The sequence below is a fragment of the Allobosea sp. Root483D1 genome (assembly GCF_001429505.1).
Lineage (GTDB): Bacteria > Pseudomonadota > Alphaproteobacteria > Rhizobiales > Beijerinckiaceae > Allobosea.
The window spans coordinates 261,006-283,271 of the sequence record NZ_LMJW01000004.1 but is presented as its reverse complement, the minus strand read 5'-3'; the positions used below and the strand labels follow the sequence as shown (position 1 = coordinate 283,271).

Genomic DNA, 22,266 nt, shown 5'->3' with positions numbered 1-22,266 from the left:
AGGTTGGAAGTTGAACACGCGTCACGCCTATATCCGCGACGGGGCCGCGATCTATGAGCGCTCCTTCGCCATCATCCGCGCCGAATCCGACCTGTCGCGCTTTTCGGGCACTGCCGAGCGCGTGGTCGTGCGGATGATCCATGCCTGCGGCATGACCGACCTGCCGAAGGACGTGGCTATGTCGCCTGATTTCGCTGAAGCCGCCGAGGCTGCGCTGGCCAGGGGCGCACCGGTCCTGTGCGACGCCCGCATGGTGGCCGACGGCGTTACCCGCACACGCCTGCCGGCGAAGAACGAGGTGATCTGCACGCTTCCCGATCCGTCGGTGCCGCAGCTCGCCGAAGAAATGGGCACCACCCGCTCGGCCGCGGCCATGGAGCTCTGGCGTCCCCACCTCGCCGGATCGGTCGTCGTCATCGGCAACGCGCCGACCTCGCTGTTCCGCCTGCTCGACATGCTCGACGAAGGCGCGCCGAAGCCGGCGGCGGTGATCGGCATCCCCGTCGGCTTCGTCGGCGCAGCGGAATCGAAGGAGGCGCTGGCGCTGGACGGGCGCGTGCCCTTCCTCGTCGTGCACGGACGGCGCGGCGGCTCGGCCATGGCGGCGGCGGCCGTCAACGCGCTGGCGCAGGTCAAGGAGTGAGCGGCGTGAGCGAAGAAGCGCCCCGCACCCTGCTCTATGGTGTCGGCCTCGGTCCGGGCGATCCCGACTACATGACCGTGCGTGCCCGTGATGTGATCCTCAAGGCCGACCGTCTCGTTCACTTCTGCAAGCGCGGCCGGCGCGGCAATGCCCGCGTCACGGCCGACGCGATCATCGCGCCCGATCCGGCCCGCGAGATCGAGCTCGCTTTCCCGGTTACGATCGAGGTGCCGGTCGAGGACGAGGGCTATACCGGGCCGATCGCTGCCTTCTACGACGAGGCGGCTGAACAGCTCGCCGGCGAGATGGCGGCCGGCCGCAGCGTTGCCGTGCTCTGCGACGGCGACCCGTTCTTCTACGGCTCCTTCATGCATCTGTGGCGCCGCCTCGCCCACCGCTTCCCGACCGAGGTGGTGCCGGGCGTGACCGGCATGGCCGGCGCCTGGGCCCGCGCCGAGGCCCCGATCAGCTGGGGCGACGACGTCATGACCGTAGTGCCCGGCACGCTCGCCGAGAGCGAATTGACGCGCCGGCTGGTCGATACCGACGCCGCCGTGATCATGAAGCTCGGCCGCAACCTGCCCAAAGTGCGCCGCGCGCTGCAGGCGGCCGGGCTGATCAACCGCGCCATCTATGTCGAGCGCGCCACCATGGCCGGGCAGGTGGTGACGCGGCTCGCCGACAAGGGCGACGACGAGGCGCCGTATTTCTCGATGATCCTCGTGCCCGGCGAAGGACGGCGGCTGTGACCGGCTCGCTCGCCATCATCGGCCTCGGACCGGGCGAGGCGCGCTACCTCACGCCGTCGGCGCTGGCCGCGCTCGAGGCCGCCAGCGATCTCGTCGGCTATGGGCCCTATCTCGACCGCGTGCCGGTGCGCGCGGGTCAGACCAAGCATGCCTCCGACAACCGCGTCGAGGTCGACCGCGCCCGGCATGCGCTGATGCTGGCCGCTGAAGGCCGAGCCGTCGCCGTCGTATCCGGCGGCGATCCCGGCGTCTTCGCCATGGCGGCGGCGGTGTTCGAGGCGCTGGAAGCGGGCGAGCCGTCCTGGCGCAAGCTTCCGATCAGCGTCGAGCCCGGCATCACCGCCATGCTGGCGGCGGCAGCCAAGGCCGGCGCCCCGCTCGGCGGCGATTTCTGCGCGATCTCGCTCTCGGACAATCTCAAGCCCTGGGAAGTCGTGACCGCCAGGCTCAGCGCGGCCCTCACCGCCGATTTCGTGATCTCGCTCTACAACCCGATCTCGAAGGCGCGGCCCTGGCAGCTCGGCAAGGCGCTGGAGCTGGCAGCGACGATCCGCGCGCCCGAAACACCGGTGATCTTCGCCCGCGCTGTCGGGCGGCCCGACGAGAACCTGCGCATCCTGATGCTCGCCGAGGCAGTCGCGGCGGCAGACAGCGCCGACATGGCGACCTTGGTGATGATCGGCGCCAGCGCGACGCGATTGATCGCCCGCGAAGGGGCGAACCCGATCGTCTATACGCCGCGCTCGGTGACGAAGAGCCCCTGCGTCACCAGCCAGGGCAGGACCTGATCGATATGCTCGACGGTCTCGACATCGGGCTTGGGCGGCCGCTCGACCATCACCACCGGAAGTCCGAGCCGTCGCGCCGCGACGAGCTTGCCGAGCGTCATCGGCCCGCCGGCATTCTTGCTGACGAGGACCTCGATGCCCTCCTCCCGCATCAGCTTCTCTTCCGCCTCGGCTTCGAACGGACCGCGCTGCTGCAGCACCTTGGCGTGCGGCAAAGGCAGGTCGTTCACGGGCTCGATCACGCGGATCAGGTAATGGTGCTGCGGGGCGGCGAAGACATGCGGCAATTCGAGCCGGCCGATGGTCAGGAAGACGCGGCGCGGCTCGTCTCCGAGCGCCTCGACGGCGGCGTCGATGTCGGGCACGCATTTCCAGCGGTCGTTAGCCTGCGGCTTCCAGGATTCGCGCCTGATCGCCAGCAACGGCACGCCTTCCGCCTTGCAGGCGGCCTCGGCATGATACGGCATGATCGCGGCGAAGGGGTGGGTCGCGTCGATGACGGCGACGACACCCTCGTCGAGGAGATATTGCCTGAGGCCGGCAATACCGCCGAAGCCGCCGGTGCGGGTCGGCAAGGACAGAGGGCGCGGGTCGGAGGTATGGCCTGCGAGCGAGATCACGGCGCGAATCTCGGGTGCCTGTTCAGCCAGGAGCTGATCGAGCGCAGCCGCTTCGCTGGTGCCGCCAAGGATGAGGACCGTCATGGAACAGTTTTCGCCTGAAACGACCAAACTGTCGAGCGCACCGCCCGGCCCTTGGCTTTCGCTGGTCGGGCTCGGCGAGGATGGCCGTGCCGGCCTCTGCGCCGAGGCGCTGACGGCGCTGGAGAGCGCCGAGATCGTCTTCGGCGGCGAGCGCCATCTCAAATTGATCGGCGATGTCCCCGGCGACGCGCGGCCCTGGCCGCAGCCTTTCCGCAATGCGCTGCCGGCGATTCTGGCCGAAAAGGGCCGGAATGTCTGCGTCCTCGCGACCAGCGATCCGTTCCATTACGGCATCGGCGCCGGGCTGACCAAGGCGGTGCCGGCGGCCGAGATGCGCGTCATCCCGCAGCTGTCCTCCTTCTCCATGGCCTGCACGCGCATGCGCTGGCCGCAGGAAGAATGCGGGCTGGTCTCGCTGCATGGCCGCGCCCTTCAGAGGATCATCCCTTTTCTCCAGCCGGGCGCGCGGGTTCTGGCCCTGTCCTGGGACGATTCGACACCGCTCGCAGTGGCCCAGCTGATGAGCGCCCGCGGCTTCGGCGAAAGCACGATCACCGTGCTGGAAACGATTGGCGGCCCGAACGAGCGCATCCGCGAGGCCCGCGCCGACAGCTTCGCGCTCGACGGCATCGTGCCGCTCAACATGCTGGCGATCAGCGTCGTCGCCAGCCGCGATGCCCGCATCCTGCCGCTGGCGACCGGCCTCTCCGACGACTGGTTCGAGCATGACGGCCAGCTGACCAAGGCCGATATCCGCGCGATCACGCTGTCGGCGCTGGCGCCGCGCGCCGGCGAACTGCTCTGGGATATCGGCGCGGGCTCGGGCTCGATCGGCATCGAATGGAGCCTGCGCCACCGCCACAGCCGCGCCATCGCCTTCGAGGAGCGGCCGGAGCGCGCCGCCCGCATCGCCCGCAACCGGCTCGCACTCGGCGCGCCGCCGCTCGAAGTGGTCGAGGGCAAGGCGCCCGAGAGCTTCGCCGGAAAAGCCTCGCCGGACGCCGTCTTCATCGGCGGCGGGCTGACCGATCCCGGCGTGTTCGAAGCTGCCTTCGCGGCGCTGAAGCCGCGCGGACGACTGGTAGCGAATGCGGTGACGATCGAGGGCGAGGCCAGGCTCGCCGCGCTGTTCGCCGTCCATGGCGGCAATCTGCGCCGCATCGGCGTTGCGCATCTCGATCCGATCGGGACGATGCATGGCTGGCGCGCCCAGATGGCGGTGACGCAATGGCGGGTGGTGAAGCCGTGAACGCACGCGCGATTGCCACAATGCTCTCTGTCATCCCGGACGCAGCGAAGCGGAGATCCGGGATCCATTCCGGAACCTCATTCGGCAAGGCTCCGGAATGGATCCCGGGTCTCCCTTCGGTCGCCCGGGACGACCGGGAGAGGTTTGAGACATGATCACAGCCGGGATCGGATTGCGTCCGGGGACGCCGGCAGCAGAGGTTGAGGCATGCCTCGACCAGACTCTGACGGCCGCCGGTCTCTCGCCTTCCGCTTTGGCGCGCCTCGCCACCCTGGCCTCCCGCCGGGACGAGCCGGGGCTGACCGCCGTCGCGCAGGCACATGATCTCACTCTCATCGCCATCCCCGACGAAGCACTCGCCGGCTTCGAGGCCTCCTGCGCGACGCGCTCGACCCGGATTTCCGGCCTCTATGGCGTCGGCTCGGTCGCCGAGGCGGCAGCGCTGGCCGCTGCCGGGCCGGGCGCGACCCTGATCCAGCCGCGCATCGCCACCGCCCGCGTCACCTGCGCTCTCGCCCGGAGCGCCGCGTGACCGTCCACTTCATCGGCGCCGGTCCCGGCGCGGTCGATCTCATCACCCTGCGCGGGCGCGAACTGATCGGCGCCTGCCCGGTCTGTCTCTATGCGGGCTCGCTGATCCCCAAGGCGATGCTCGGCTGGTGCCCGCCGGGCGCGCGCATCGTCGACACCGCCCCGCTCGACCTCGACGCGATCATCGCCGAAATCCAGAACGCCCATGCAGAAGGCAAGGACGTCGCCCGGCTGCATTCCGGCGATATCTCGATCTGGAGCGCAACCGGCGAGCAGATGCGCCGGCTCGATCAGCTCGGCATCCCCTATGAGATCACGCCGGGCGTGCCGGCCTTCGCCGCCGCGGCTGCCGCGCTCAAGCGCGAGCTGACGCTGCCCGGCGTCGCGCAATCGCTGGTGCTGACGCGCACCTCCGGCCGTGCCTCGGCCATGCCGGAGACCGAAAAGCTCGCGACCTTCGCGGCCTCGGGCGCGACGCTCGCGATCCATCTCTCGATCCATGTCATCGAGCAGGTCGTGGATGAACTCACCCCCTTCTATGGCGCCGAGTGCCCGGTCGCTGTCGTCTTCCGTGCCTCCTGGCCGGAGGAGCGCATCCTGCGCGGACAGCTTTCCGACATAGCAGGGCAGGTTCGGACGGCAGAGCTGGAGCGGACCGCGCTGATTCTGGTCGGCCCGGCGCTGGCGGCGGAGGACTTTTCCGAGAGCGCGCTCTACTCGGCTGGCTATGACCGGCGCTTCAGGCCAAGTGGAGGCCAGGAATGACGGCAACGGGTCTCCTCATCGCCGCGCCGCGTTCCGGCTCGGGCAAGACCACGATCACGCTCGGCCTGCAGCGGGCGCTGTCCCGGCGCGGCCTGAAGGTGCGCGGGCTCAAATGCGGGCCTGATTATATCGACCCGGCCTTCCACGCCGCCGCGACAGGCGCGCCCAGCGCCAATCTCGACAGCTATGCGATGGCCGACGCGCTGCTCGGCCAGATCGCGAACGCGGCGGCAAAGGACGCTGACATCATCGTCGCCGAGGGCTCGATGGGGCTGTTCGACGGTGTTCCCGGTCCAGACGGCCATACCGGCGCCAGCGCCGACATCGCGGCGCTGCTCGGCTGGCCGGTCGTGCTCGTCGTCGACGTCTCCGGGCAGGCGCAATCGGCTGGCGCGGTCGCGCTCGGCTGCATGGCCTATGACAAGCGCATCCGTATCGCCGGGGTGATCCTCAACAAGGTCGCGAGCGAGCGCCATCGCCGCCTTGCCACGGCCGGCATAGAGAAGATCGGCCTCCCCGTTCTCGGCGCCTTGCCGCGCGAAGCGAGCCTGATCCTGCCCGAGCGCCATCTCGGCCTGGTCCAGGCCGGCGAGACCGAGGACCTGCACCAGCGCCTCGATGCGCTTGCCGATGCCATCGCGGCGGCGGTCGATCTCGACGCCGTCCTCGCGGCTGCCGGTGCGACCGCCTTGCCGGCTTCCACACGCCAGACGATCCCGCTGCCGGCGCCGGGCAAGCGCCTTGCGATCGCCCGCGACGCCGCTTTCAGCTTCGTCTATCCGCATGTCGAGGCGGGCTGGCTCGCGCAAGGCGCCGAGCTCGTACCGTTCTCGCCGCTCGCCGACGAGCCGCCGCCCGAATCCTGCGATGCCTGCTGGCTGCCGGGCGGCTACCCCGAGCTGCATGCCGGCCGGCTCGCCGCCGCCTCGCGCTTCCTCGACGGCCTGCGTGATTTCGCCCGGACCCGCCCGGTCCATGGCGAGTGCGGCGGCTATATGGTGCTGGGCAAGAGCCTGATCGATGCCGATGGCGTCAGCCATGCCATGGCCGGTCTGCTCGCGGTCGAGACCAGCTTCGCCAAGCGCAAGATGAACCTCGGCTATCGCAATGCGGCGCTCGCCACGGACGGGCCGCTCGGCCTCGCAGGCGATCGCCTCAGCGGGCACGAGTTCCACTATGCGACCGTGATCTCGCAAGGCGAGGATCCGCCCTTCGCGGTGGTCACCGACCCGCATGGCTCGGCTCCCGTGCCGGCCGGCAGCCGCCGCGGCCTGACCTCCGGCTCCTTCTTCCACGCGATCGCGGTGCGGGAGGGGGCGTGACCGCGCCGCCCGTCTTCGATGGCGACTTCCGCGACAAGCTCGGCGAATTGATCGCCTGGCGCCGCGATGTCCGGCGCTTCCGGCGCGAGCCGGTACCGGAAGAGCTGCGGGCAAAGCTGCTCGATCTGATGCAGCTCTCCCCTTCGGTCGGCCATTCGCAGCCCTGGCGCTGGCTGGAGGTCACCGATCCCGAGCAGCGCAGCGCGGTGCAGGCCAGCTTTTCCCGCTGCAATGCGGAGGCTCTGGCCGATTTCGAGGGCGAGCGCGCCGCGCTCTATGCCCGCCTCAAGCTCGAGGGCCTGTGCGAGGCGCCGGTGCAGTTCGCGGTGTTCTGCGACCATGTGACGGCACAGGGCCATGGCCTCGGCCGGCGGACCATGCCGGAGATGCTGGATTATTCGGTCGTCGCGGCAATCACGCAGTTCTGGCTCGCCGCGCGCGCCCATGGGCTCGGCCTCGGTTGGGTCTCGATCCTCGACCCGGCCGAGATCGCTGCAATCGTCGGCGCTCCCCCTGAGTGGAAGCTGATCGGCTATCTCTGCCTCGGCTATCCCGAAGAAGAGCACGAGGTGCCGGAGCTGGTCCGCGCCGGCTGGGAGAGCGATTCGCGGCTCGGCTGACGCAGCTAGGCCGCCCGCCTGCGCATTCCGCGCAGACCGAGCGCTGTCACAATGGCCAGCACGGCCGCGCCGCTGACCAGACCGGCTGCCGAGGGCCAGCCCAGCGCCTCGATGACGCCGCCGATGGCGACCGGGCCGACGACCTGGCCAAGATTGCTGCCCTGCATCAGCAGGCCGACGACGACCGGGGTCAACGCCGCCGTCGGCGCGAGCACCGGCGCCGAGGACAGCAATGTCGCAGGGATGATCCCGCCGACCATCGAGAACAGCGCGCAAAGCAGGAAGGTCGCGGTGTCCGGCAGCAGGCCAAGGAAGATGCCGATAGCGGACAGCCCCATGACGAGGCTCGCGGCGATGATCAGGCTGACACGCGAGACGCCGCGCGCCAGGAGCATGCCGGCGGTGAGGTTGCCGATGATGTTGACGGCGCTGGCGAGCGCACCGAGCAGGCCGGCGGTCGCGAGCGAGACCTGCATGCGCTGCATCAGCAGCACAGGCAGGAAGCTGAACAGGGCAAAGAACATCAGCGCATAGAGCGCAAAGGTGAGGCCCAGCAGCAGTGGCCCACGCGCGCTCAGCACCGCGCCGGCATCGCCGGCGAGAGCCGACCAGGATGGACGCGTACCGCCGCTGGGGTTCGGCACCGTGAGCACGGTCAGCACGATCGCGACGACCGCGAGAGCGCCGGTGACCCGCCAGATCATGCGCCAGTCGGTGAGCCAGAGCCCGGCAAGCATGGCGAGCGCGATACCGGTCGGCATGAAGCAGCTCCACAGCGCCATGGCGATGTCGCGCTGGGCGGGGCTGGCGACACGCTGCAACATGGCCGGCCCGGCAATGGTGATCAGCAGGAAGCCGAAGCCTTCGAGCACGCGCGAGGCCAGCAGCATCGGAAAGCGCGGCGCCGCGGCGCCCAGGAAAGCGCCGACCGCAACGGCCAACAGGCCGAGCAGCAGAACGCGCCGCGCGCCGAGGCCGATGGCGAGCGTGCCGACCGGGATGCCGCCGACCATGCCGAGCACGGCGAAGATCGAGGCGAGCCAGCCGAGCGTGCCGAGATCGAGCCCGAACTCGGCCTGGACCAGCGGCATCGCGATCGCGGCTTTGCCGACCTGCAGCGCCGCGACGATGCCACTGGCGACCACGACCGTGACGGCGAGCCAGTCGGTCCTGGCCCCGGGCGTTGCGACGGCGGCTGTCATGAGCGCGATCTCGCGACGATGATCTGAGCGGGATGACCGGCCATGCTCTGTTCCTCGGATCGCACTACCGCGTCGCCCGGAGATGCGGTTTTCCATCGATCTCGAAAAGTGAGATAATTGGCATCGAGTCGATCAAGGAAATCGATCATGCTCGATGCGCTCACCCTCGACCAGATGCGAACCTTCGTCACCGTCGCCGAAGCCGGCAGCTTCCGCTCGGCCGCGACGCGGCTGTCACGGGCCCAGTCTGCGATCAGCCATGCGATCGCCAATCTCGAAACGCAGCTCGGCCTCATCCTGTTCGACCGCTCCGGCCACCGGCCCGCCCTGACGGCGGAGGGACGAGCCCTGCTCGCCGACATCCGGGAGGTGCTGCTGCGCGTCGGTGCGCTGAAAGCGCGCGCACATGGCCTGAGCCAAGGCGTCGAGATCGAGCTGTCGCTGACGATCGACGTGCTGTTCCCCTCCCCGCTGATCGGCGCCGCCCTCGCCGGCCTGCGCGAGCGCTATCCGTCGGTCTCGATCCGGCTCGCCATCGAGCCGCTCGGCGGACCGATCGCGGCCTTGCTTGAGCGGCGCAGCGCGCTCGCCATCACGGTCGGCGAGAATTTCCGCGATCCGCGCATCGCGATCGAGGCGCTGACATCGATCGAGATGATCGCTGTCGTCGCGGCGACGCATCCGCTCGCCCTGGCCGGCGACGGGCGCCTTTTGACCCGCTCCGAGCTCGCCCAGCATCTCCAGATCGTGCAGATCGACCCGACGCCGATCTCGGGCGCGCAGGATTTCGGCGTGCTCTCGCCGCAGACCTGCCGCGTCACCGGGCAGGACACCAAGCATGCGATGATCCTGGCCGGGCTCGGCTGGGGGCGGCTACCGAACTGGCTGATCGAGCGCGACCTTGCCGAGGGCAGGCTGGTCCGGGTCGCGACCAGGGCGCTCGGCCGGAATGCCCAGCTTCCGGCCGAAGCCTATCTCGCCCACCGCCTCGACGAGGCGATGGGCCCGGCCGCGCGCGCCTTCGCGGAGGCGCTGGCGCAGCTTTGCGAGGTCAGAGCGCGACCTTGAACGGCGCCTCGGTCTTGTCCTTGATCTCGTCGAGGGTGACGCCCTCTGCGAGCTCGATCAGGGTCATGCCGCCGCCGTTCTCGTCGATCGCGAAGACGCCGAGGTCGGTGATCACCATGTCGACGACGCCGGCGCCGGTCAGCGGCAGGTCGCAGGCCTTGAGCAGCTTCGGCGATTCCGAGCCGTCCTTGTTCTTGGCGACATGCTCCATCACCACGACGACCTTCTTGACGCCGGCGACGAGATCCATGGCGCCGCCCATGCCCTTCACCATCTTGCCGGGGATCATCCAGTTGGCGAGGTCGCCATTCTCCGCGACCTGCATGGCGCCGAGGATGGAGAGGTCGATATGGCCGCCGCGGATCATGCCGAAGGAATCCGAGGAGGAGAAATAGCTCGTCGTCGGCAGTTCGGTGATGGTCTGCTTGCCGGCATTGATCAGGTCGGGATCCTCCTCGCCCTCATAGGGGAAGGGGCCCATGCCGAGCATGCCGTTCTCCGACTGGAGCTGCACGTTCATGCCGTCGGGGATGTAGTTCGAGACGAGCGTCGGGATGCCGATGCCGAGATTGACGTAGAAGCCGTCCTTCAGCTCCTTGGCGGCGCGAGCGGCGATCTGTTCACGGGTCCAGGCCATGTGCGTGATCTCCTCTCAGGCCGAGCGCTTGCGGGTGGTGCGCTGCTCGATGCGCTTCACCGGATTGGCGACGTGCACGATGCGCTTCACGAAGATGCCGGGCGTATGCATGTGATCGGGGTCGATCTCGCCGGCCGGGACGAGATGCTCGACCTGGGCGATCGTCATGCGCGAGGCCGAGGCCATCATCGGATTGAAATTGCGCGCCGTCTTCCGGTAGACGAGGTTGCCCTCGGTATCGCCCTTCCAGGCGTGGACGATCGAGATATCGGCGAAGAGGCCGCGCTCCATGATGTAGCGCTCGCCGTCGAACTCGCGCTCTTCCTTGCCTTCGGCGATCAGCGTGCCGACGCCGGTCTTGGTGAAGAAGGCCGGGATGCCGGCGCCGCCGGCACGGATGCGCTCGGCGAGCGTGCCCTGCGGATTGAATTCGAGTTCGAGCTGGCCCGAGAGGTACTGCTCGGCGAAGAGCTTGTTCTCGCCGACATAGGACGAGATCATCTTCCTGATCTGGCGTGTCTCCAGGAGGACGCCGAGGCCGGCGCCGTCGACGCCGGCGTTGTTGGAGATGAAGGTCAGGTCCTTGGCGCCGGAGTCGCGGATCGCCTCGATCAGCGTATCGGGAATGCCGCAGAGGCCGAAACCGCCGGCCATGATGGTCATGCCATCCTTGACGACGCCGGCGAGCGCCGCCTTGGCGTCAGGAAAAACCTTCTTCATCGGAATGCCTTCGTCGCTGGAGATCTCAAGGGAGGCTTTAAAAACAACTAGCCGAGCGCATGGTGCGGTTGCAACCTGTGTCGCTGACGCGCCCCTCGTGCGACGATGCACGACACATGACAGCCCGGCCCGGCCGATGCTACCAAACGGCGCGCCCTGCCTTCCGGAGCCACGCCCTTGCCCGCTTCCCGCTCCATCCTGCTGATCATCGGCGGCGGCATTGCCGCCTATAAGTGCCTGGAGCTGATCCGGCGCCTGAAGGACCACGGCATCGCCTGCCGCTGCATCCTGACCAGAGCGGGCGAGCAGTTCGTCACGCCCCTCGCCGTCTCCTCGCTCGCGGGCGAGAAATGCTTCACCGATCTGTTCTCGCTGACGGACGAGGCCGATATCGGCCATATCGCCCTGTCGCGCTCGACCGACCTCATCGTCGTCGCGCCGGCCACGGCCGATCTGATCGCCAAGATGGCGAACGGCCATGCCGACGATCTGGCGTCTACAGCGCTGCTTGCAACGGATAAACGCATCCTGATCGCGCCGGCGATGAACCCGCGGATGTGGCAGCATCCGGCGACCCGGCGCAACATGGCGACGCTGCAGAAAGACGGCGTCCTCGTCGTCGGCCCCAATTCCGGCGCCATGGCCGAGCGCGGCGAGAGCGGCCCGGGCCGCATGGCCGAGCCGCACGAGCTGCTCGTCGCGATCGAGCTCGCCCTTGCCGGCGAAGCCCGGCAGACGCCGGCGATCGGCTTCCTCGGCCGCCTGCCCGGCGGTGCGCCCTCCGGGCCGAAGCCGCTGGCGGGCAAGCGCGTGCTCGTCACCTCCGGCCCGACGCATGAGCCGATCGACCCGGTCCGCTACATCGCCAATCGCTCCTCGGGCAAGCAGGGCCACGCCATCGCCGCAGCCGCCGCTGCCGCCGGCGCGCAGGTAACACTGATCTCCGGCCCCGTGACCATTGCCGATCCCGCCGGCGTCGATACCGTCCATGTCGAGAGCGCCCGCGACATGCTGGCGGCGACTGAAAGCGCACTCCCGGCCGACATCGCGATCTTCGCCGCCGCCGTCGCCGACTGGCGCACCGCAGACGCCCCCGGCCAGAAGATGAAGAAGGATGGCAGCAAGCCGCCCAGCCTTGCCCTGGTCGAGAACCCAGACATCCTCGCCACCATCGCCGCGCGCGAAATCGACCGGCCGACCTTGGTCGTCGGCTTCGCGGCCGAGACGCAGAACGTCGTCGACTATGCCCGCGCCAAGCTGGCGAGGAAGGGCTGCGACCTGATCGTCGCCAACGATGTCGGCGGCACCGGCGTCATGGGCGGCGACGCCAACACCGTTCACCTCGTCAGCACCGACAGCGTCGAGACCTGGCCGACCCTGCCCAAAGCCGAAGTCGCGACGCGCCTCGTCGCGCATTTCGCCGCCCTGCTGTCGCAGAAGAGCTGAGGCGATGGCAACGCTCCGCATCCGCCGCCTGCCGCACGCCCATGACCTGCCGCTGCCGGCTTATGAGAGCGCCGGCGCCGCCGGGCTCGATCTGCGCGCCGCTCTGCCCGATGGGCCGCTGCGGCTGGAGCCGGGCGCGCGCCTGCTCGTGCCGACCGGCCTCGTGCTCGAACTGCCCGTGGGGACGGAGGGCCAGGTCAGGCCGCGCTCAGGCCTGGCACTGCGCCACGGCGTCACCCTGCTCAACACGCCCGGCACGATCGATGCGGACTATCGCGGCGAGGTCAAAGTCATCCTGATCAATCACGGGCAGGAGACCTTCACCGTCGCGCATGGCGACCGTATCGCCCAGCTCGTCGTCGGGGCAGTGCTGCAGGCCGAGATCGTCGAGGTCGAAGAGCTCACGGACACGGCGCGCGGCGCCGGCGGCTTCGGCTCGACCGGAGTGAGCGACCCCCCCCCGCGCCATGCGGCCGGAGGCAAGGCATGATCCAACTCTCACGCCGCAGCCTGCTTGCGGTCACCGCCGTGGTCGACATTGCCCTGCACGCCCGCCCCACCCCTGTCGCGGCCAAGGCACTGGCGGCGCGCCACGAATTGCCGCCGCGCCATCTCGAAACCGTGCTGCAGGCGCTGGTCCGGGTCGGCATACTTAAGGGCGTGCGCGGCCCGCGCGGAGGCTACGAGCTCGCCCGGGAACGCCGCCGCATCACCGCCGGCGAGATCGTGCGCGCCGCGATGCAGGCGAATGCCGACGAGACCCTGCCGCCGCTGCCGCAGTCCGCACTGGTGGATGTGGTGATCGACCCGATGATGCAGCAGGCCATGGAGGCGTGGCTCGCCAGGCTCGACGCGGTCAGCGTAGCCGACCTCTGCCGCGAGGCCGAGGAGCGTTCCGCGACCGGGAAACCACCGCTCGATACCAATTTCACGATTTGATCCGTTAAATGTCCAATTTCTCGACAGATTCTGTGATTTGATGCTAGCTTGAGGATCCAGTTCACAAGCCCAGACCAGTCCAACAAGGAGGCCGCCATGGCCGATGCAGCGCAGAAGCCCGCCCATGTTCCCGGCCGCGGCCGCGTCTACAACTCGATCACCGACACGATCGGCGATACCCCGCTGGTGCGCCTGAACCGCCTGCCGGCCGAGCGCGGCGTCCAGGCGACGATCCTGGCCAAGCTCGAATTCTTCAACCCGATCTCCAGCGTCAAGGACCGCATCGGCGTCGCCATGATCGACGCGCTCGAAGCCTCGGGGGCGCTCAAGCCGGGCGGAACCCTGATCGAGCCGACCTCGGGCAACACCGGCATCGCGCTCGCCTTCGCTGCCGCCGCGCGCGGCTATCGCCTGATCCTGGTCATGCCCGAGACGATGTCGCTGGAACGGCGCAAGATGCTGGTCTTCCTTGGCGCCGAGCTGGTGCTGACGCCCGGGCCCGGCGGCATGCGCGGCGCCATCACCAAGGCCGAGGAACTCCGGAACGAGATTCCCGGCTCGATCATCCCGCAGCAGTTCGAGAACCCGGCCAATCCGGCGATCCACCGCGCGACCACCGCCGAGGAGATCTGGAACGACACCAATGGCGGCGTCGACATCGTCATCTCCGGCGTCGGTACCGGCGGGACTATCACCGGCGTCGGCCAGGTGCTGAAGGCGAGGAAGCCGTCGGTGAAGATGGTCGCGGTCGAGCCGGAGGATTCGCCGGTCCTGTCGGGCGGCCAGGCCGGCCCGCACAAGATCCAGGGCATCGGCGCCGGCTTCGTGCCGGGCATCCTCGATCGCAGCGTGATCGACGAGGTCGTCACCGTCGGCAACCAGACCGCCTTCGAGACCGCGCGCGCGCTGGCCAAGGCCGAGGGCATCCCGGCCGGCATCTCCTCGGGCGCGGCTGTCGCGGCGGCGCTGGAGGTCGGGGCCCGGCCGGAGAATGCCGGCAAGACGATCGTGGTGATCATCCCGTCCTTCGCCGAGCGCTATATCTCGAGCGCGCTGTTCGAGGGTCTGTGACCCCAGCGAACCTGCAGATCGTCCGGCTGAGCGAAGCGCTGCCGGACGATCTGCCCGCCTTGCAGGCCGAGGCGGCAGCCGAAGGCTACCGCTTCGTCGAGGGCATCCTGGAAGAATGGGATGCCGGCCGCTACGCCGGCACAGATGGGCGCAATACGCTTCTCGCCGTCTATCACGAGGGCGCGCTGGCAGGGATCGGAGCGGTGACGCCAGACCCTTACGACCCCGCTCCCGACCTGCTGCGTATCCGCCATGTCTATGTTCGGCCGGAGCACCGGCGCGGAGGCGTCGGCAGGACGCTCGCCAGCGCACTGATCCAGCAGGGCCTCGCGCTGGCGCCACGGCTCTCGCTCAATGCCGCCGACGCAGGCGCCTCCGCTTTCTGGGAGGCGATGGGCTTTCGGCCGGATAGCGGCGGCACGCGCCGCAGTCATCTTCTGGAGCGCTGAGGCGTTCAGCGCCGCAGCGTGATCCGATTGCCCCAGGGATCAACGACCGAAGCTGCATCCCCGCTCACCGCAACCAGACGCCGGCTCAGCGCTGCATAGGCCTCATCGTCTCGCGCCACCAGTTCGAAGCTCGACAAACCCGCCTCGCCCTCCCGGCGCGGGCCGGCGCCGCGACTGTGCCAGGTATTGGTCGCGATGTGGTGGTGATAGCCGCCGGTCGCCAGGAAGCTCGCGCCGGGATAGTGCACCATCACCTCGAAGCCGAGCGCATCGCGATAGAAGCCCTCGGCCTGCTCGACGTCGCCGACGCGCAGATGGACATGGCCCATCACGGTGCCATCCGGCATGCCGGCATAAGCGCGATCGTCGGCGTCGCGCAGCAGCGCATCGAGATCGAGCCGCTCGGTCGCCATTTTGATCCGTCCGCCATCGAGGCGTGGCCATTCGGCTCGGCCGCGATCGCGATAGATTTCGATGCCGTTGCCCTCGGGGTCGGAGAGATAGAGCGCCTCGCTGACGAGATGGTTCGAGGCGCCTTCCAGCCCAGTACGCGTCTCGGCGGCATGCCCCAGCCAGTTGCCGAGGTCGCGGCGTGACGGCAGCAGGATCGCCATGTGGAACAGGCCGGCGGCCGAGGAGGGATGCTGCGCACCAGCCTCCAGCTTGACCAGCGGCTCGCCTGCGGCGCCGAGCACCGCGTGGTCCGTATCCTGCTCGATGACCGAAAGCCCGATCGCATCGCGATAGAAGGCCGTCAGCCCGGCGAGATCGCGCACGCGCAGGGAGACCGCCCCGATATGGACGGGGGCGTCGAGCGCTTCGTTACGAGGGGCCAGGGTCTCTGTGGCTGCGGACATGGGACTGCTCCAAACTTGCCGGCGGCAACGCCGCCTGAGAGCAAGATGGGGCTTTCAGCCGCGCTTGTCGTCCCCTTGCCGGGCAAATCCGATATTGCGCTATCGCAATCTAACCGAGCCCACGCTGCGAAATGAGAAGCGACGAAGCAATGACGGCCCGAGCCGTCAGGCGCGCTCCGCCAGAGCCCGCGCGATCGCCGCCCGGAACTCGGGGATGCCGAGCCCCTTTTCGCTTGAGGTCAGCAGCACCTCGGGGAAGGCGGCGGGACGGCGCTTGATCTCGTCATAGGTCGCCTCGGCCATGAAGGTCTGGTCGGCCGGCTTCAGCGCGTCGCCCTTGGTCAGCACGACCTGATAGCTGACGGCGGCCTTGTCGAGCGTCTCCAGCACGGCGCCGTCGACATCCTTGATGCCGTGACGGGCATCGATCAGCACATAGACGCGCATCAGATTGGCGCGACCACGCAGATAATCATGGATCAGCCGCGTCCAGGCCGCGACCTTCTCCTTGCCGACGGCGGCATAGCCATAGCCGGGCATGTCGACGATGGTCAGGCGCTCGTCATGATCGACCTGGCGGAAGAAGTTGAGCTGCTGGGTGCGGCCCGGCGTGTGCGAGGTCCGCGCCAGGGCGTTGCGGCGGGTCAGCGCGTTGATCAGGCTCGATTTGCCGACATTGGAGCGGCCCGCGAAGGCGATCTCCTGCCCGACCATGGGCGGCAGGTCGTCGATCTTGGTCGAGGCCCAGACGAAGTCCCAGGGGCCCTCGAACAGCTTGCGGGCGGTTTCGAGTTCGTAGGCGCTGAACGGCGTGGTCAGATCTGAGGTCATTGCCCCTGCCTACACGGCGGCGCGCAGCGCGTCGATGTCCGCACCGGCGATCAATGGCAGGTTGCGCGCGATCTTCTCGGGTTCCCAGTCCCACCAGCGGATCTCGAGCAGCGCCGCGACCACCTCCGGCGGGAAGCGCATCTTCACGACGCGGCCGGGATTGCCGACGACGACGGCATAATCAGGCACGTCGCGCGCGACCTGGGCACGCGTGCCGATGATGGCGCCGTCGCCGATGGTGACGCCCGGCATGATCACCGCCTCGCGGCCAATCCAGACATCGTTGCCGATCACCGTATCGCCGCGCAGGGCCAGGCCGTCACGGGTGAAGTCGGGGACGTTCTCGAAGCCGAACATGCCGAACGGATAGGTCGAGAAGCCGCCCATCGGGTGGTTGGCGCCGTTCATGATGAACTGCGCCGCCTGGGCGATGGCGACGAACTTGCCGATGATCAGCCGGTCGCCGATGAAATCGAAATGATAGCGCACGCAACGGGCGAGGAAATGCTCCGGGCCGCGCGAGTCGTCGTAATAGGAGTAGTCGCCGACCTCGACGAGCGGATGGTCGACGACCGCCTTGAGGAAGGCAGTGCCCTTCCAGCCGGCGATCGGATGGCGAGTTTTCGGATCGGGAAGAGGCATGGCGCGGCACTAAGCACATCGCCATCGTCGGGGACAAGCTACGAAACGGCTCAACCTGCCCGCAAACGAAAAACGCCGGAGCCCCGAGAGGCATCCGGCGTTCGATTTCTCTCGCGGGCGGGGCTTTCGCCCCGCTCCTTCACTTCTCGTTGCTGTTTGCCGGCTTTTCCGAAGCCGCAGCCGCGGCCGCGGGCTCCGGCTTCTTCTTGCCGACGGATTTTGCCGCGACCACCTTCGCTACTGGCTTGTCGGTGGCCGGCTTTTCGACGATGGGCTTGGCCACCACCGAAGCAGCCGGCTTCTTGCTGAACATGCCCTTGATATTGTCCCAGAGCTCGATCTTGACGCCGTGCTTCCTCATGATGAAGCCTTGCTGCGTCACCGAGAGCAGGTTGTTCCAGGTCCAGTAGATCACCAGGCCGGCCGGGAACGAGCCGAGCAGGAAGGTGAAGAACACCGGCATCCAGGTGAACATCATCTTCTGGACCGGATCCGGCGGCTCCGGATTCATCTTCATCTGCACGAACATCGTCACGCCCATCAGGATCGGCCAGATGCCGAGATGCAGCATGGCCGGCGGCGTGAACGGCAGGGCGCCGAACAGGTTGAAGAGATTGGTCGGGTCGGGCGCGGCAAGGTCGCGGATCCAGCCATAGAACGGCGCATGCCGCATCTCGATGGTGATGAACAGGATCTTGTAGAGCGCGAAGAAGACCGGGATCTGCACCAGCACCGGCCAACAGCCGGCGAGCGGATTGATCTTCTGCGTCTTGTACAGCTCCATCAGCGCCTGCTGCTGCTTCATCTTGTCGTCAGCATAGCGCTCGCGGATCGCCAGCATCTCCGGCTGGACCGCCTTCATCTTCGCCATCGAGGCGTAGGACTTGTTGGCGAGCGGGAAGAACAGGCCCTTCAGCAGGACGGTCACGACCAGGATGGCGATGCCGAAATTGCCGACATGCTTGTAGACCCAGTCCATCACGTAGAACATCGGCTTCGTGATGAAATAGAACCAGCCCCAGTCGATCATCAGCTCGAAGCGCTTGATGCCCTGGTTCTTCTCGTAGCCGTCGATCGCCGCGACTTCCTTGGCGCCGGCGAACAGGCGCGAGGCGGCGCTGGCCGAGGCGCCAGGCGCGACATTGACGGCTTCGCCGAGGAAGTCGGCCTGGTAGGTGCGCACAGCCCCGGTCTGCACCGAGGAGTAACGGCCCTCGTATTTCTTGCCCTGGTCCGGGATCGCGGCCGCAGCCCAGTACTTGTCGGTGATGCCGACGAAACCGCCGACCACGTCCTTCCAGGCCTTGCCATGCGTCGCCGAGCCGAGCGCCGGCTCCTTGTCGATGGCGTCGTAGGTGTATTCCTGCAGGCCCTGCTCGCCGAGCGAGCCGATCATGCCCTCGTGCAGCACGTAGTAGCCGAGCGTCGTCGGCTTGCCGACGCGCACGACCTGGCCATAGGGGTAGAGCGAGACGGCGCTCGCGCCCTTGTTCTCGACCTCGTCGCGGATCGAAAACATCGCGTTGTCATCGACCGAGATGGTGCGCTTGAACAACAAGCCCTGGCCGTTGTCCCAGGTCAGCGTCACCGGCTTGGCCGCGGTCAGGACCTCGCTGTCGGCGGTCCATACCGTGTTGGCATTCGGCAGCGGGACGTTGGCGCCAGGCCCCGCGACCCAGCCGAAATCGGAATAATAGGCATTCGGGCCACCGGCCGGTGAGAGCAGCACGATGATCGGGCTCTTCGGGTCGACCGTCTCGTGATAGGCCTTGAGCGAGACGTCGTCGATGCGCGCGCCGGTCAGCGAGAGCGAGCCGGCGATCTTGGGCGTATCGATCCTGAGGCGCGGACCGGCGGCGAGCGCCGCCTCGCGGGTCGCAGCGACCGGGGCGGCCGTGACAGGCGCCTGGCCGGGCTGAGCCGGCGCCGCACCCGGCGCTGTGCCGGGAGCAGCCGGAGCGCCGGAAGGCTGGGTCGCCTGCTGGCTCTGCGCCTGCTGGTTCTGCTGAGCGATCTGCTTTTGCTTCTCGGCCTGCGGCATGCCGTAGAAATATTGCCAGCCGAGCAGCACGACGACCGAGAGAGTGATCGCCAGCAGCAGATTGCGGTTGTCTTCTTTCATGATCATCGTCTGAAAACGGTCTCGCTGGCGGCCCTGACGGGCGTCTATGAGGCGGGGCGCGAAGGGGAGCGCCGATCGGGGCGGCGCTTGCCGCTGCTCGGGCGGGCGCGATCGAGCGCGACCGCGATATCATCGACCATGGTCGCGAACGCGGCGTTCACGGTTTCTGGGCGGGCAACGATCACGAGATCGCAGGGCTTGCCGGTCTGCTCCGCCAGGGCGAGCGCAGCGGCGGCGCGCAGGCGGCGGCGGATGCGGTTGCGGACCGCGGCGTTGCCGGTCTTTCGCGAAGCCGTCAGCCCGAGGCGCAAGCCGTCCTGGGCCGGCTTGTCGAGCACCTGCGCAGTGAAGGCGGACGAACGAAAACGGCGGCCATGCTCGGCCGCCGCGAGAAAGTCCTTGCGTTGCGTCAGACGGGCGAGGCGCATGGCGATTGGCCAGTCTTACCGGAACGGGCGCGCCAGACCTGCGCGCCTTGAGCTCATCAGGCCGACAGGCGCTTGCGGCCGTGGGCGCGACGGGCGGCAATGACCTTGCGGCCGCCGGTGGTCGCCATGCGGGCGCGGTAGCCGTGGCGGCGCTTACGCACCAGCTTGCTGGGTTGGTAGGTTCTCTTCACGGTCCGTCTCCGGGGCCTTAATCGGCGCGGCGAGCACAGCTCTCATAAGAAAGCCGATACCAACCAGGCCTATCATGCAAAAAGGGTCCGCGCCGCCCGGTAGGCAGCGCAGGTGGCGGGCTTATGGCGGATGGGGCAGTCCAAGTCAATGCTGAAACAGCTGTGCCGGACCGTCGCAGCGGCACCGTCCCTCGCGGACTTGCGCTCGCGCGCCAAAGCGACGATATAGCCGGCGGGAGGTTGGCGAGGGACGTCTCACTCGCCAACCCGGTCAGATCCGGAAGGAAGCAGCCGTAACGAGACCGAACGGGTCTTCGTCCAACCTCCTACTTCTGCGCCGCCTGCGGAGCGCTTCCTCACACATTGCTGACGCGTTCGCGCCGCCTGCGGCAGATGCGGCGTTGACCACCGCGCCGCGATTGGCGAAAGCATGGTCATGACCGACGAGACCGTCCCCGCCGACGAGCCGGGTTTCCCCGGCATGGCTCCGGCGCCAGCCCCGGCCGCAGCGCCCGCTGGCTATCGCGTGCTGGCCCGCAAATACCGGCCGGCCCATTTCGGCGACCTGATTGGCCAGGACGCCATGGTCCGGACGCTGACCAACGCCTTCGCAGCGGGCCGCATCCCGCAAGCCTGGATGCTGACCGGCGTGCGCGGCGTCGGCAAGACCACGACAGCGCGCATCCTGGCGCGGGCGCTGAACTACCAGAACGCCGACGGCAGCGGTGCCCCGACCACCGATCTCACGCAGTTCGGCGTGAATTGCCAGGCGATCGTCGAGGGCCGCCACATCGACGTGATGGAGATCGACGCCGCCTCGAACAACGGCGTCGACAATGTCCGCCAGATCAACGACGCGGTGCGCTACGCCCCGACCAGCGCGCGCTACAAGGTCTACATCATCGACGAGGTCCACATGCTCTCGGGAGGCGCCTTCAACGCCTTCCTGAAGACGCTGGAGGAGCCGCCGCCGCACGCCAAGTTCATTTTCGCCACCACCGAGATCCGGAAAGTCCCGGTGACGGTGCTGTCGCGCTGCCAGCGTTTCGACCTGCGCCGTGTCGACGCCGCCCTGCTCGTCGGCCATCTCGACAGGATCTGCCGGGCAGAGGGAATCGAAGCCGAGGAGGAGGCGCTCGCTGCGGTGGCCCGCGCCGCCGAGGGCTCGGTGCGCGATTCGCTCTCCATCCTCGACCAGGCGATCGCCCATGCCGGCGGCAAGATCACCCTGGACGAGGTCCGCAGCATGCTCGGCCTCTCCGACCGGGCGCGCGTCATCGACCTTTTCGAGCTCGTCATGAAGGGCGACATCGCGGGTGCACTGGGCGAGCTCAGGGCGCAATATGACGCCGGCGCCGATCCGGCCGTCGTGCTCTCCGACCTCGCCGAGTTCAGCCATCTGGTGACGCGCCTCAAGCTCGTGCCGGATGCCGCCAAGGACAACAGCCTCTCCCAGGCCGAACGGGTGCGCGGCGCCGATTTCGCCCAGCGCCTGTCGATCCGCGTGCTGGCGCGAGCCTGGCAGATGTTGCTCAAGGCCGTCGGCGAGGTTCGCCAGGCCGACCGGCCGGTGATGGCGGCCGAGATGGCGCTGGTGCGCCTCGCCCATGCCGCCGACCTGCCGACGCCGGACGAGGCGCTGCGGATGCTGCGCGACGGCAGCGGGGCTATCGGCGGGAACGGCTCTGCCGCGCCGCGCCCACCGTCGGGTGGCGGTGCGACCGCGCTCGCGGCACGCCCGGTGCTCGCCAGCGCCAATCCGATGCCCGCCGCCGCGCCAGCCGCCCAGCCGCGCGCCAGCGCACTGCCGCAGCCGCAGAGCTTCGAAGAGGTCGTCGCGCTCGCCTCGCGCCATCGCGACATCACCATGAAGCTGGCACTGGAACGCGATGTCCGGCTGGTGCGCTTCGAGCAGGGCCGGGTCGAGTTCTCACTGGCCGAGCATGGCAATCGCCTGCTCGCCAACGACCTGTCGAAGCGCCTGAAGGAGTGGACCGGCCAGACCTGGCTAGTGGCCATCGTCAACGCCGAGGGCACCGCGACCCTGCGCGAGCAGGCGGTGGCGGCCCGCGATAAGCGCGAGAACGATGCCGCCAACCACCCCGCCGTGCGCGCCGTGCTGGAACGTTTCCCGGGCGCGCGCATCGTCGACGTCCGCGATCCGCGCGCGGCGGAAGCCGAAGTGCCCGCCGCCGCCGGCGGCGACGACGACCTGCCGGAAACCGAGCCGCTCTTCGACGATAGCGAGCCCGATTTCGACGGCATCGAATTCTGGACCGATAATTGATGACG

The 22,266-nt window shown here is 68.4% G+C and carries 24 protein-coding genes, 1 other RNA gene and 1 pseudogene; 16 read left to right on the top strand and 10 right to left on the bottom strand.

Going from position 1 to position 22,266, the window contains the following annotated elements; genetic code table 11:
- The first annotated feature begins 10 nt into the window (after positions 1-10).
- Genes ASE66_RS08405 through cobJ form a run of 3 tightly spaced genes read left to right on the top strand, consistent with a single transcriptional unit; the run spans position 11 to position 2,180 of the window.
- Positions 11-643, top strand: coding sequence for a precorrin-8X methylmutase (locus tag ASE66_RS08405; RefSeq protein WP_057189165.1), 633 nt, complete (start codon positions 11-13; stop codon positions 641-643).
- Positions 640-1,392 carry a precorrin-2 C(20)-methyltransferase gene (locus tag ASE66_RS08400; protein WP_057189164.1) on the top strand — a complete coding sequence of 251 codons (753 nt, stop codon included), beginning with the start codon at positions 640-642 and terminating at the stop codon, positions 1,390-1,392. The genes ASE66_RS08405 and ASE66_RS08400 overlap by 4 nt, the downstream gene beginning before the upstream one ends.
- A complete protein-coding gene (gene cobJ, locus ASE66_RS08395) occupies positions 1,389-2,180 on the top strand; it encodes a precorrin-3B C(17)-methyltransferase (protein ID WP_057189163.1) in 792 nt (263 codons plus the stop codon). The genes ASE66_RS08400 and cobJ overlap by 4 nt, the downstream gene beginning before the upstream one ends.
- On the opposite strand, the gene ASE66_RS08390 is transcribed toward cobJ, so the two are convergent.
- Positions 2,123-2,884 (bottom strand): cobalt-precorrin-6A reductase, encoded by a 762-nt coding sequence (locus ASE66_RS08390; protein ID WP_057189162.1) that lies wholly within the window; start codon positions 2,882-2,884, stop codon positions 2,123-2,125. The two genes, cobJ and ASE66_RS08390, sit on opposite strands and share 58 nt — an antisense overlap.
- Here ASE66_RS08390 and ASE66_RS08385 point away from each other — a divergent pair.
- From ASE66_RS08385 to bluB, 5 genes are all read left to right on the top strand, one after another.
- Complete coding sequence (locus ASE66_RS08385; RefSeq protein WP_057189161.1) at positions 2,883-4,133, top strand: bifunctional cobalt-precorrin-7 (C(5))-methyltransferase/cobalt-precorrin-6B (C(15))-methyltransferase; 1,251 nt, start codon at positions 2,883-2,885, stop codon at positions 4,131-4,133. The genes ASE66_RS08390 and ASE66_RS08385 overlap by 2 nt on opposite strands.
- A gap of 151 nt (positions 4,134-4,284) precedes the next feature.
- Complete coding sequence (locus ASE66_RS08380) at positions 4,285-4,665, top strand: cobalamin biosynthesis protein (RefSeq protein WP_057189160.1); 381 nt, start codon at positions 4,285-4,287, stop codon at positions 4,663-4,665.
- Positions 4,662-5,429: a precorrin-4 C(11)-methyltransferase gene (gene cobM / locus ASE66_RS08375; protein WP_057189159.1), complete on the top strand. Its 768-nt coding sequence runs from the start codon at positions 4,662-4,664 to the stop codon at positions 5,427-5,429. The genes ASE66_RS08380 and cobM overlap by 4 nt, the downstream gene beginning before the upstream one ends.
- Positions 5,426-6,751, top strand: coding sequence for a cobyrinate a,c-diamide synthase (locus ASE66_RS08370; RefSeq protein ID WP_057189158.1), 1,326 nt, complete (start codon positions 5,426-5,428; stop codon positions 6,749-6,751). The genes cobM and ASE66_RS08370 overlap by 4 nt, the downstream gene beginning before the upstream one ends.
- Positions 6,748-7,371, top strand: a complete 624-nt coding sequence (gene bluB, locus ASE66_RS08365; protein WP_057189157.1) for a 5,6-dimethylbenzimidazole synthase — start codon at positions 6,748-6,750, stop codon at positions 7,369-7,371. The genes ASE66_RS08370 and bluB overlap by 4 nt, the downstream gene beginning before the upstream one ends.
- Positions 7,372-7,376: 5 nt before the next feature.
- Here the strand turns inward: bluB and ASE66_RS08360 are convergent, their stop codons facing one another.
- A complete protein-coding gene (locus tag ASE66_RS08360; protein WP_057189156.1) occupies positions 7,377-8,573 on the bottom strand; it encodes a CynX/NimT family MFS transporter in 1,197 nt (398 codons plus the stop codon).
- 147 nt (positions 8,574-8,720) lie between these two features.
- Here ASE66_RS08360 and ASE66_RS08355 point away from each other — a divergent pair, with 147 nt between their 5' ends.
- Positions 8,721-9,641, top strand: coding sequence for a LysR family transcriptional regulator (locus ASE66_RS08355; RefSeq protein WP_057189155.1), 921 nt, complete (start codon positions 8,721-8,723; stop codon positions 9,639-9,641).
- Here ASE66_RS08355 and ASE66_RS08350 read toward each other — a convergent pair.
- Positions 9,625-10,278: a CoA transferase subunit B gene (locus ASE66_RS08350; RefSeq protein ID WP_057189154.1), complete on the bottom strand. Its 654-nt coding sequence runs from the start codon at positions 10,276-10,278 to the stop codon at positions 9,625-9,627. The two genes, ASE66_RS08355 and ASE66_RS08350, sit on opposite strands and share 17 nt — an antisense overlap.
- A 15-nt stretch (positions 10,279-10,293) precedes the next feature.
- Positions 10,294-10,998, bottom strand: a complete 705-nt coding sequence (locus ASE66_RS08345; RefSeq protein ID WP_057189153.1) for a CoA transferase subunit A — start codon at positions 10,996-10,998, stop codon at positions 10,294-10,296.
- A gap of 177 nt (positions 10,999-11,175) precedes the next feature.
- On the opposite strand from ASE66_RS08345, the gene ASE66_RS08340 reads away from it, so the two are divergent.
- From ASE66_RS08340 to ASE66_RS08320, 5 genes are all read left to right on the top strand, one after another.
- Positions 11,176-12,444 (top strand): phosphopantothenoylcysteine decarboxylase, encoded by a 1,269-nt coding sequence (locus ASE66_RS08340; RefSeq protein WP_057189152.1) that lies wholly within the window; start codon positions 11,176-11,178, stop codon positions 12,442-12,444.
- A 4-nt stretch (positions 12,445-12,448) separates the two neighbouring features.
- Entirely contained in the window at positions 12,449-12,934 is a 486-nt protein-coding gene (gene dut, locus ASE66_RS08335) for a dUTP diphosphatase (RefSeq protein ID WP_057189151.1), read from the top strand.
- The gene (locus ASE66_RS08330; RefSeq protein ID WP_057189150.1) at positions 12,931-13,383 is read left to right on the top strand and encodes an RrF2 family transcriptional regulator; all 453 of its coding nucleotides are present in this window, start codon (positions 12,931-12,933) and stop codon (positions 13,381-13,383) included. The genes dut and ASE66_RS08330 overlap by 4 nt, the downstream gene beginning before the upstream one ends.
- Before the next feature lie 96 nt (positions 13,384-13,479).
- Positions 13,480-14,454: a cysteine synthase A gene (gene cysK, locus ASE66_RS08325; protein ID WP_057189149.1), complete on the top strand. Its 975-nt coding sequence runs from the start codon at positions 13,480-13,482 to the stop codon at positions 14,452-14,454.
- Complete coding sequence (locus ASE66_RS08320) at positions 14,451-14,903, top strand: GNAT family N-acetyltransferase (protein WP_057189148.1); 453 nt, start codon at positions 14,451-14,453, stop codon at positions 14,901-14,903. The genes cysK and ASE66_RS08320 overlap by 4 nt, the downstream gene beginning before the upstream one ends.
- 5 nt (positions 14,904-14,908) lie before the next feature.
- Here the strand turns inward: ASE66_RS08320 and ASE66_RS08315 are convergent, their stop codons facing one another.
- The 6 genes and pseudogenes from ASE66_RS08315 to rpmH form a co-directional block, all read right to left on the bottom strand.
- The gene (locus ASE66_RS08315) at positions 14,909-15,760 is read right to left on the bottom strand and encodes a VOC family protein (protein WP_057189147.1); all 852 of its coding nucleotides are present in this window, start codon (positions 15,758-15,760) and stop codon (positions 14,909-14,911) included.
- A gap of 165 nt (positions 15,761-15,925) precedes the next feature.
- On the bottom strand, positions 15,926-16,591 hold the full coding sequence (gene yihA / locus ASE66_RS08310) for a ribosome biogenesis GTP-binding protein YihA/YsxC (protein ID WP_057189146.1): 666 nt from the start codon (positions 16,589-16,591) through the stop codon (positions 15,926-15,928).
- A 9-nt stretch (positions 16,592-16,600) separates the two neighbouring features.
- Entirely contained in the window at positions 16,601-17,233 is a 633-nt protein-coding gene (locus ASE66_RS08305; RefSeq protein ID WP_057189145.1) for a CatB-related O-acetyltransferase, read from the bottom strand.
- A gap of 298 nt (positions 17,234-17,531) precedes the next feature.
- Positions 17,532-19,355: pseudogene (gene yidC, locus ASE66_RS08300) on the bottom strand (membrane protein insertase YidC); the annotation flags it as partial.
- 44 nt (positions 19,356-19,399) lie between these two features.
- Positions 19,400-19,783 (bottom strand): ribonuclease P protein component, encoded by a 384-nt coding sequence (gene rnpA, locus ASE66_RS08295; RefSeq protein WP_057189144.1) that lies wholly within the window; start codon positions 19,781-19,783, stop codon positions 19,400-19,402.
- A 56-nt stretch (positions 19,784-19,839) separates the two neighbouring features.
- A complete protein-coding gene (gene rpmH / locus ASE66_RS08290) occupies positions 19,840-19,974 on the bottom strand; it encodes a 50S ribosomal protein L34 (protein WP_057189143.1) in 135 nt (44 codons plus the stop codon).
- Between the two features lie 233 nt (positions 19,975-20,207).
- Between rpmH and ffs the strand changes: the two genes are divergently transcribed.
- Together ffs and ASE66_RS08285 are read left to right on the top strand one after the other, a co-directional pair.
- Positions 20,208-20,306: signal recognition particle sRNA small type (ffs, locus tag ASE66_RS31280), an RNA gene on the top strand.
- Between the two features lie 98 nt (positions 20,307-20,404).
- Positions 20,405-22,261, top strand: a complete 1,857-nt coding sequence (locus ASE66_RS08285; RefSeq protein WP_057189142.1) for a DNA polymerase III subunit gamma/tau — start codon at positions 20,405-20,407, stop codon at positions 22,259-22,261.
- Positions 22,262-22,266 lie beyond the last annotated feature (5 nt).

Coding starts and splice junctions, on each gene's coding strand:
- ASE66_RS08305 (WP_057189145.1), bottom strand. CDS start 17,233: ATGCCTCTTCCCGATCCGAAAACTCGCCATCCGATCGCCGGCTGGAAG.
- cysK (WP_057189149.1), top strand. CDS start 13,480: ATGGCCGATGCAGCGCAGAAGCCCGCCCATGTTCCCGGCCGCGGCCGC.
- ASE66_RS08355 (WP_057189155.1), top strand. CDS start 8,721: ATGCTCGATGCGCTCACCCTCGACCAGATGCGAACCTTCGTCACCGTC.
- ASE66_RS08385 (WP_057189161.1), top strand. CDS start 2,883: ATGGAACAGTTTTCGCCTGAAACGACCAAACTGTCGAGCGCACCGCCC.
- ASE66_RS08380 (WP_057189160.1), top strand. CDS start 4,285: ATGATCACAGCCGGGATCGGATTGCGTCCGGGGACGCCGGCAGCAGAG.
- ASE66_RS08360 (WP_057189156.1), bottom strand. CDS start 8,573: ATGACAGCCGCCGTCGCAACGCCCGGGGCCAGGACCGACTGGCTCGCC.
- ASE66_RS08390 (WP_057189162.1), bottom strand. CDS start 2,884: ATGACGGTCCTCATCCTTGGCGGCACCAGCGAAGCGGCTGCGCTCGAT.
- dut (WP_057189151.1), top strand. CDS start 12,449: ATGGCAACGCTCCGCATCCGCCGCCTGCCGCACGCCCATGACCTGCCG.
- rnpA (WP_057189144.1), bottom strand. CDS start 19,783: ATGCGCCTCGCCCGTCTGACGCAACGCAAGGACTTTCTCGCGGCGGCC.
- ASE66_RS08285 (WP_057189142.1), top strand. CDS start 20,405: ATGGTCATGACCGACGAGACCGTCCCCGCCGACGAGCCGGGTTTCCCC.
- ASE66_RS08330 (WP_057189150.1), top strand. CDS start 12,931: ATGATCCAACTCTCACGCCGCAGCCTGCTTGCGGTCACCGCCGTGGTC.
- ASE66_RS08350 (WP_057189154.1), bottom strand. CDS start 10,278: ATGGCCTGGACCCGTGAACAGATCGCCGCTCGCGCCGCCAAGGAGCTG.
- ASE66_RS08315 (WP_057189147.1), bottom strand. CDS start 15,760: ATGTCCGCAGCCACAGAGACCCTGGCCCCTCGTAACGAAGCGCTCGAC.
- yihA (WP_057189146.1), bottom strand. CDS start 16,591: ATGACCTCAGATCTGACCACGCCGTTCAGCGCCTACGAACTCGAAACC.
- ASE66_RS08370 (WP_057189158.1), top strand. CDS start 5,426: ATGACGGCAACGGGTCTCCTCATCGCCGCGCCGCGTTCCGGCTCGGGC.
- ASE66_RS08345 (WP_057189153.1), bottom strand. CDS start 10,998: ATGAAGAAGGTTTTTCCTGACGCCAAGGCGGCGCTCGCCGGCGTCGTC.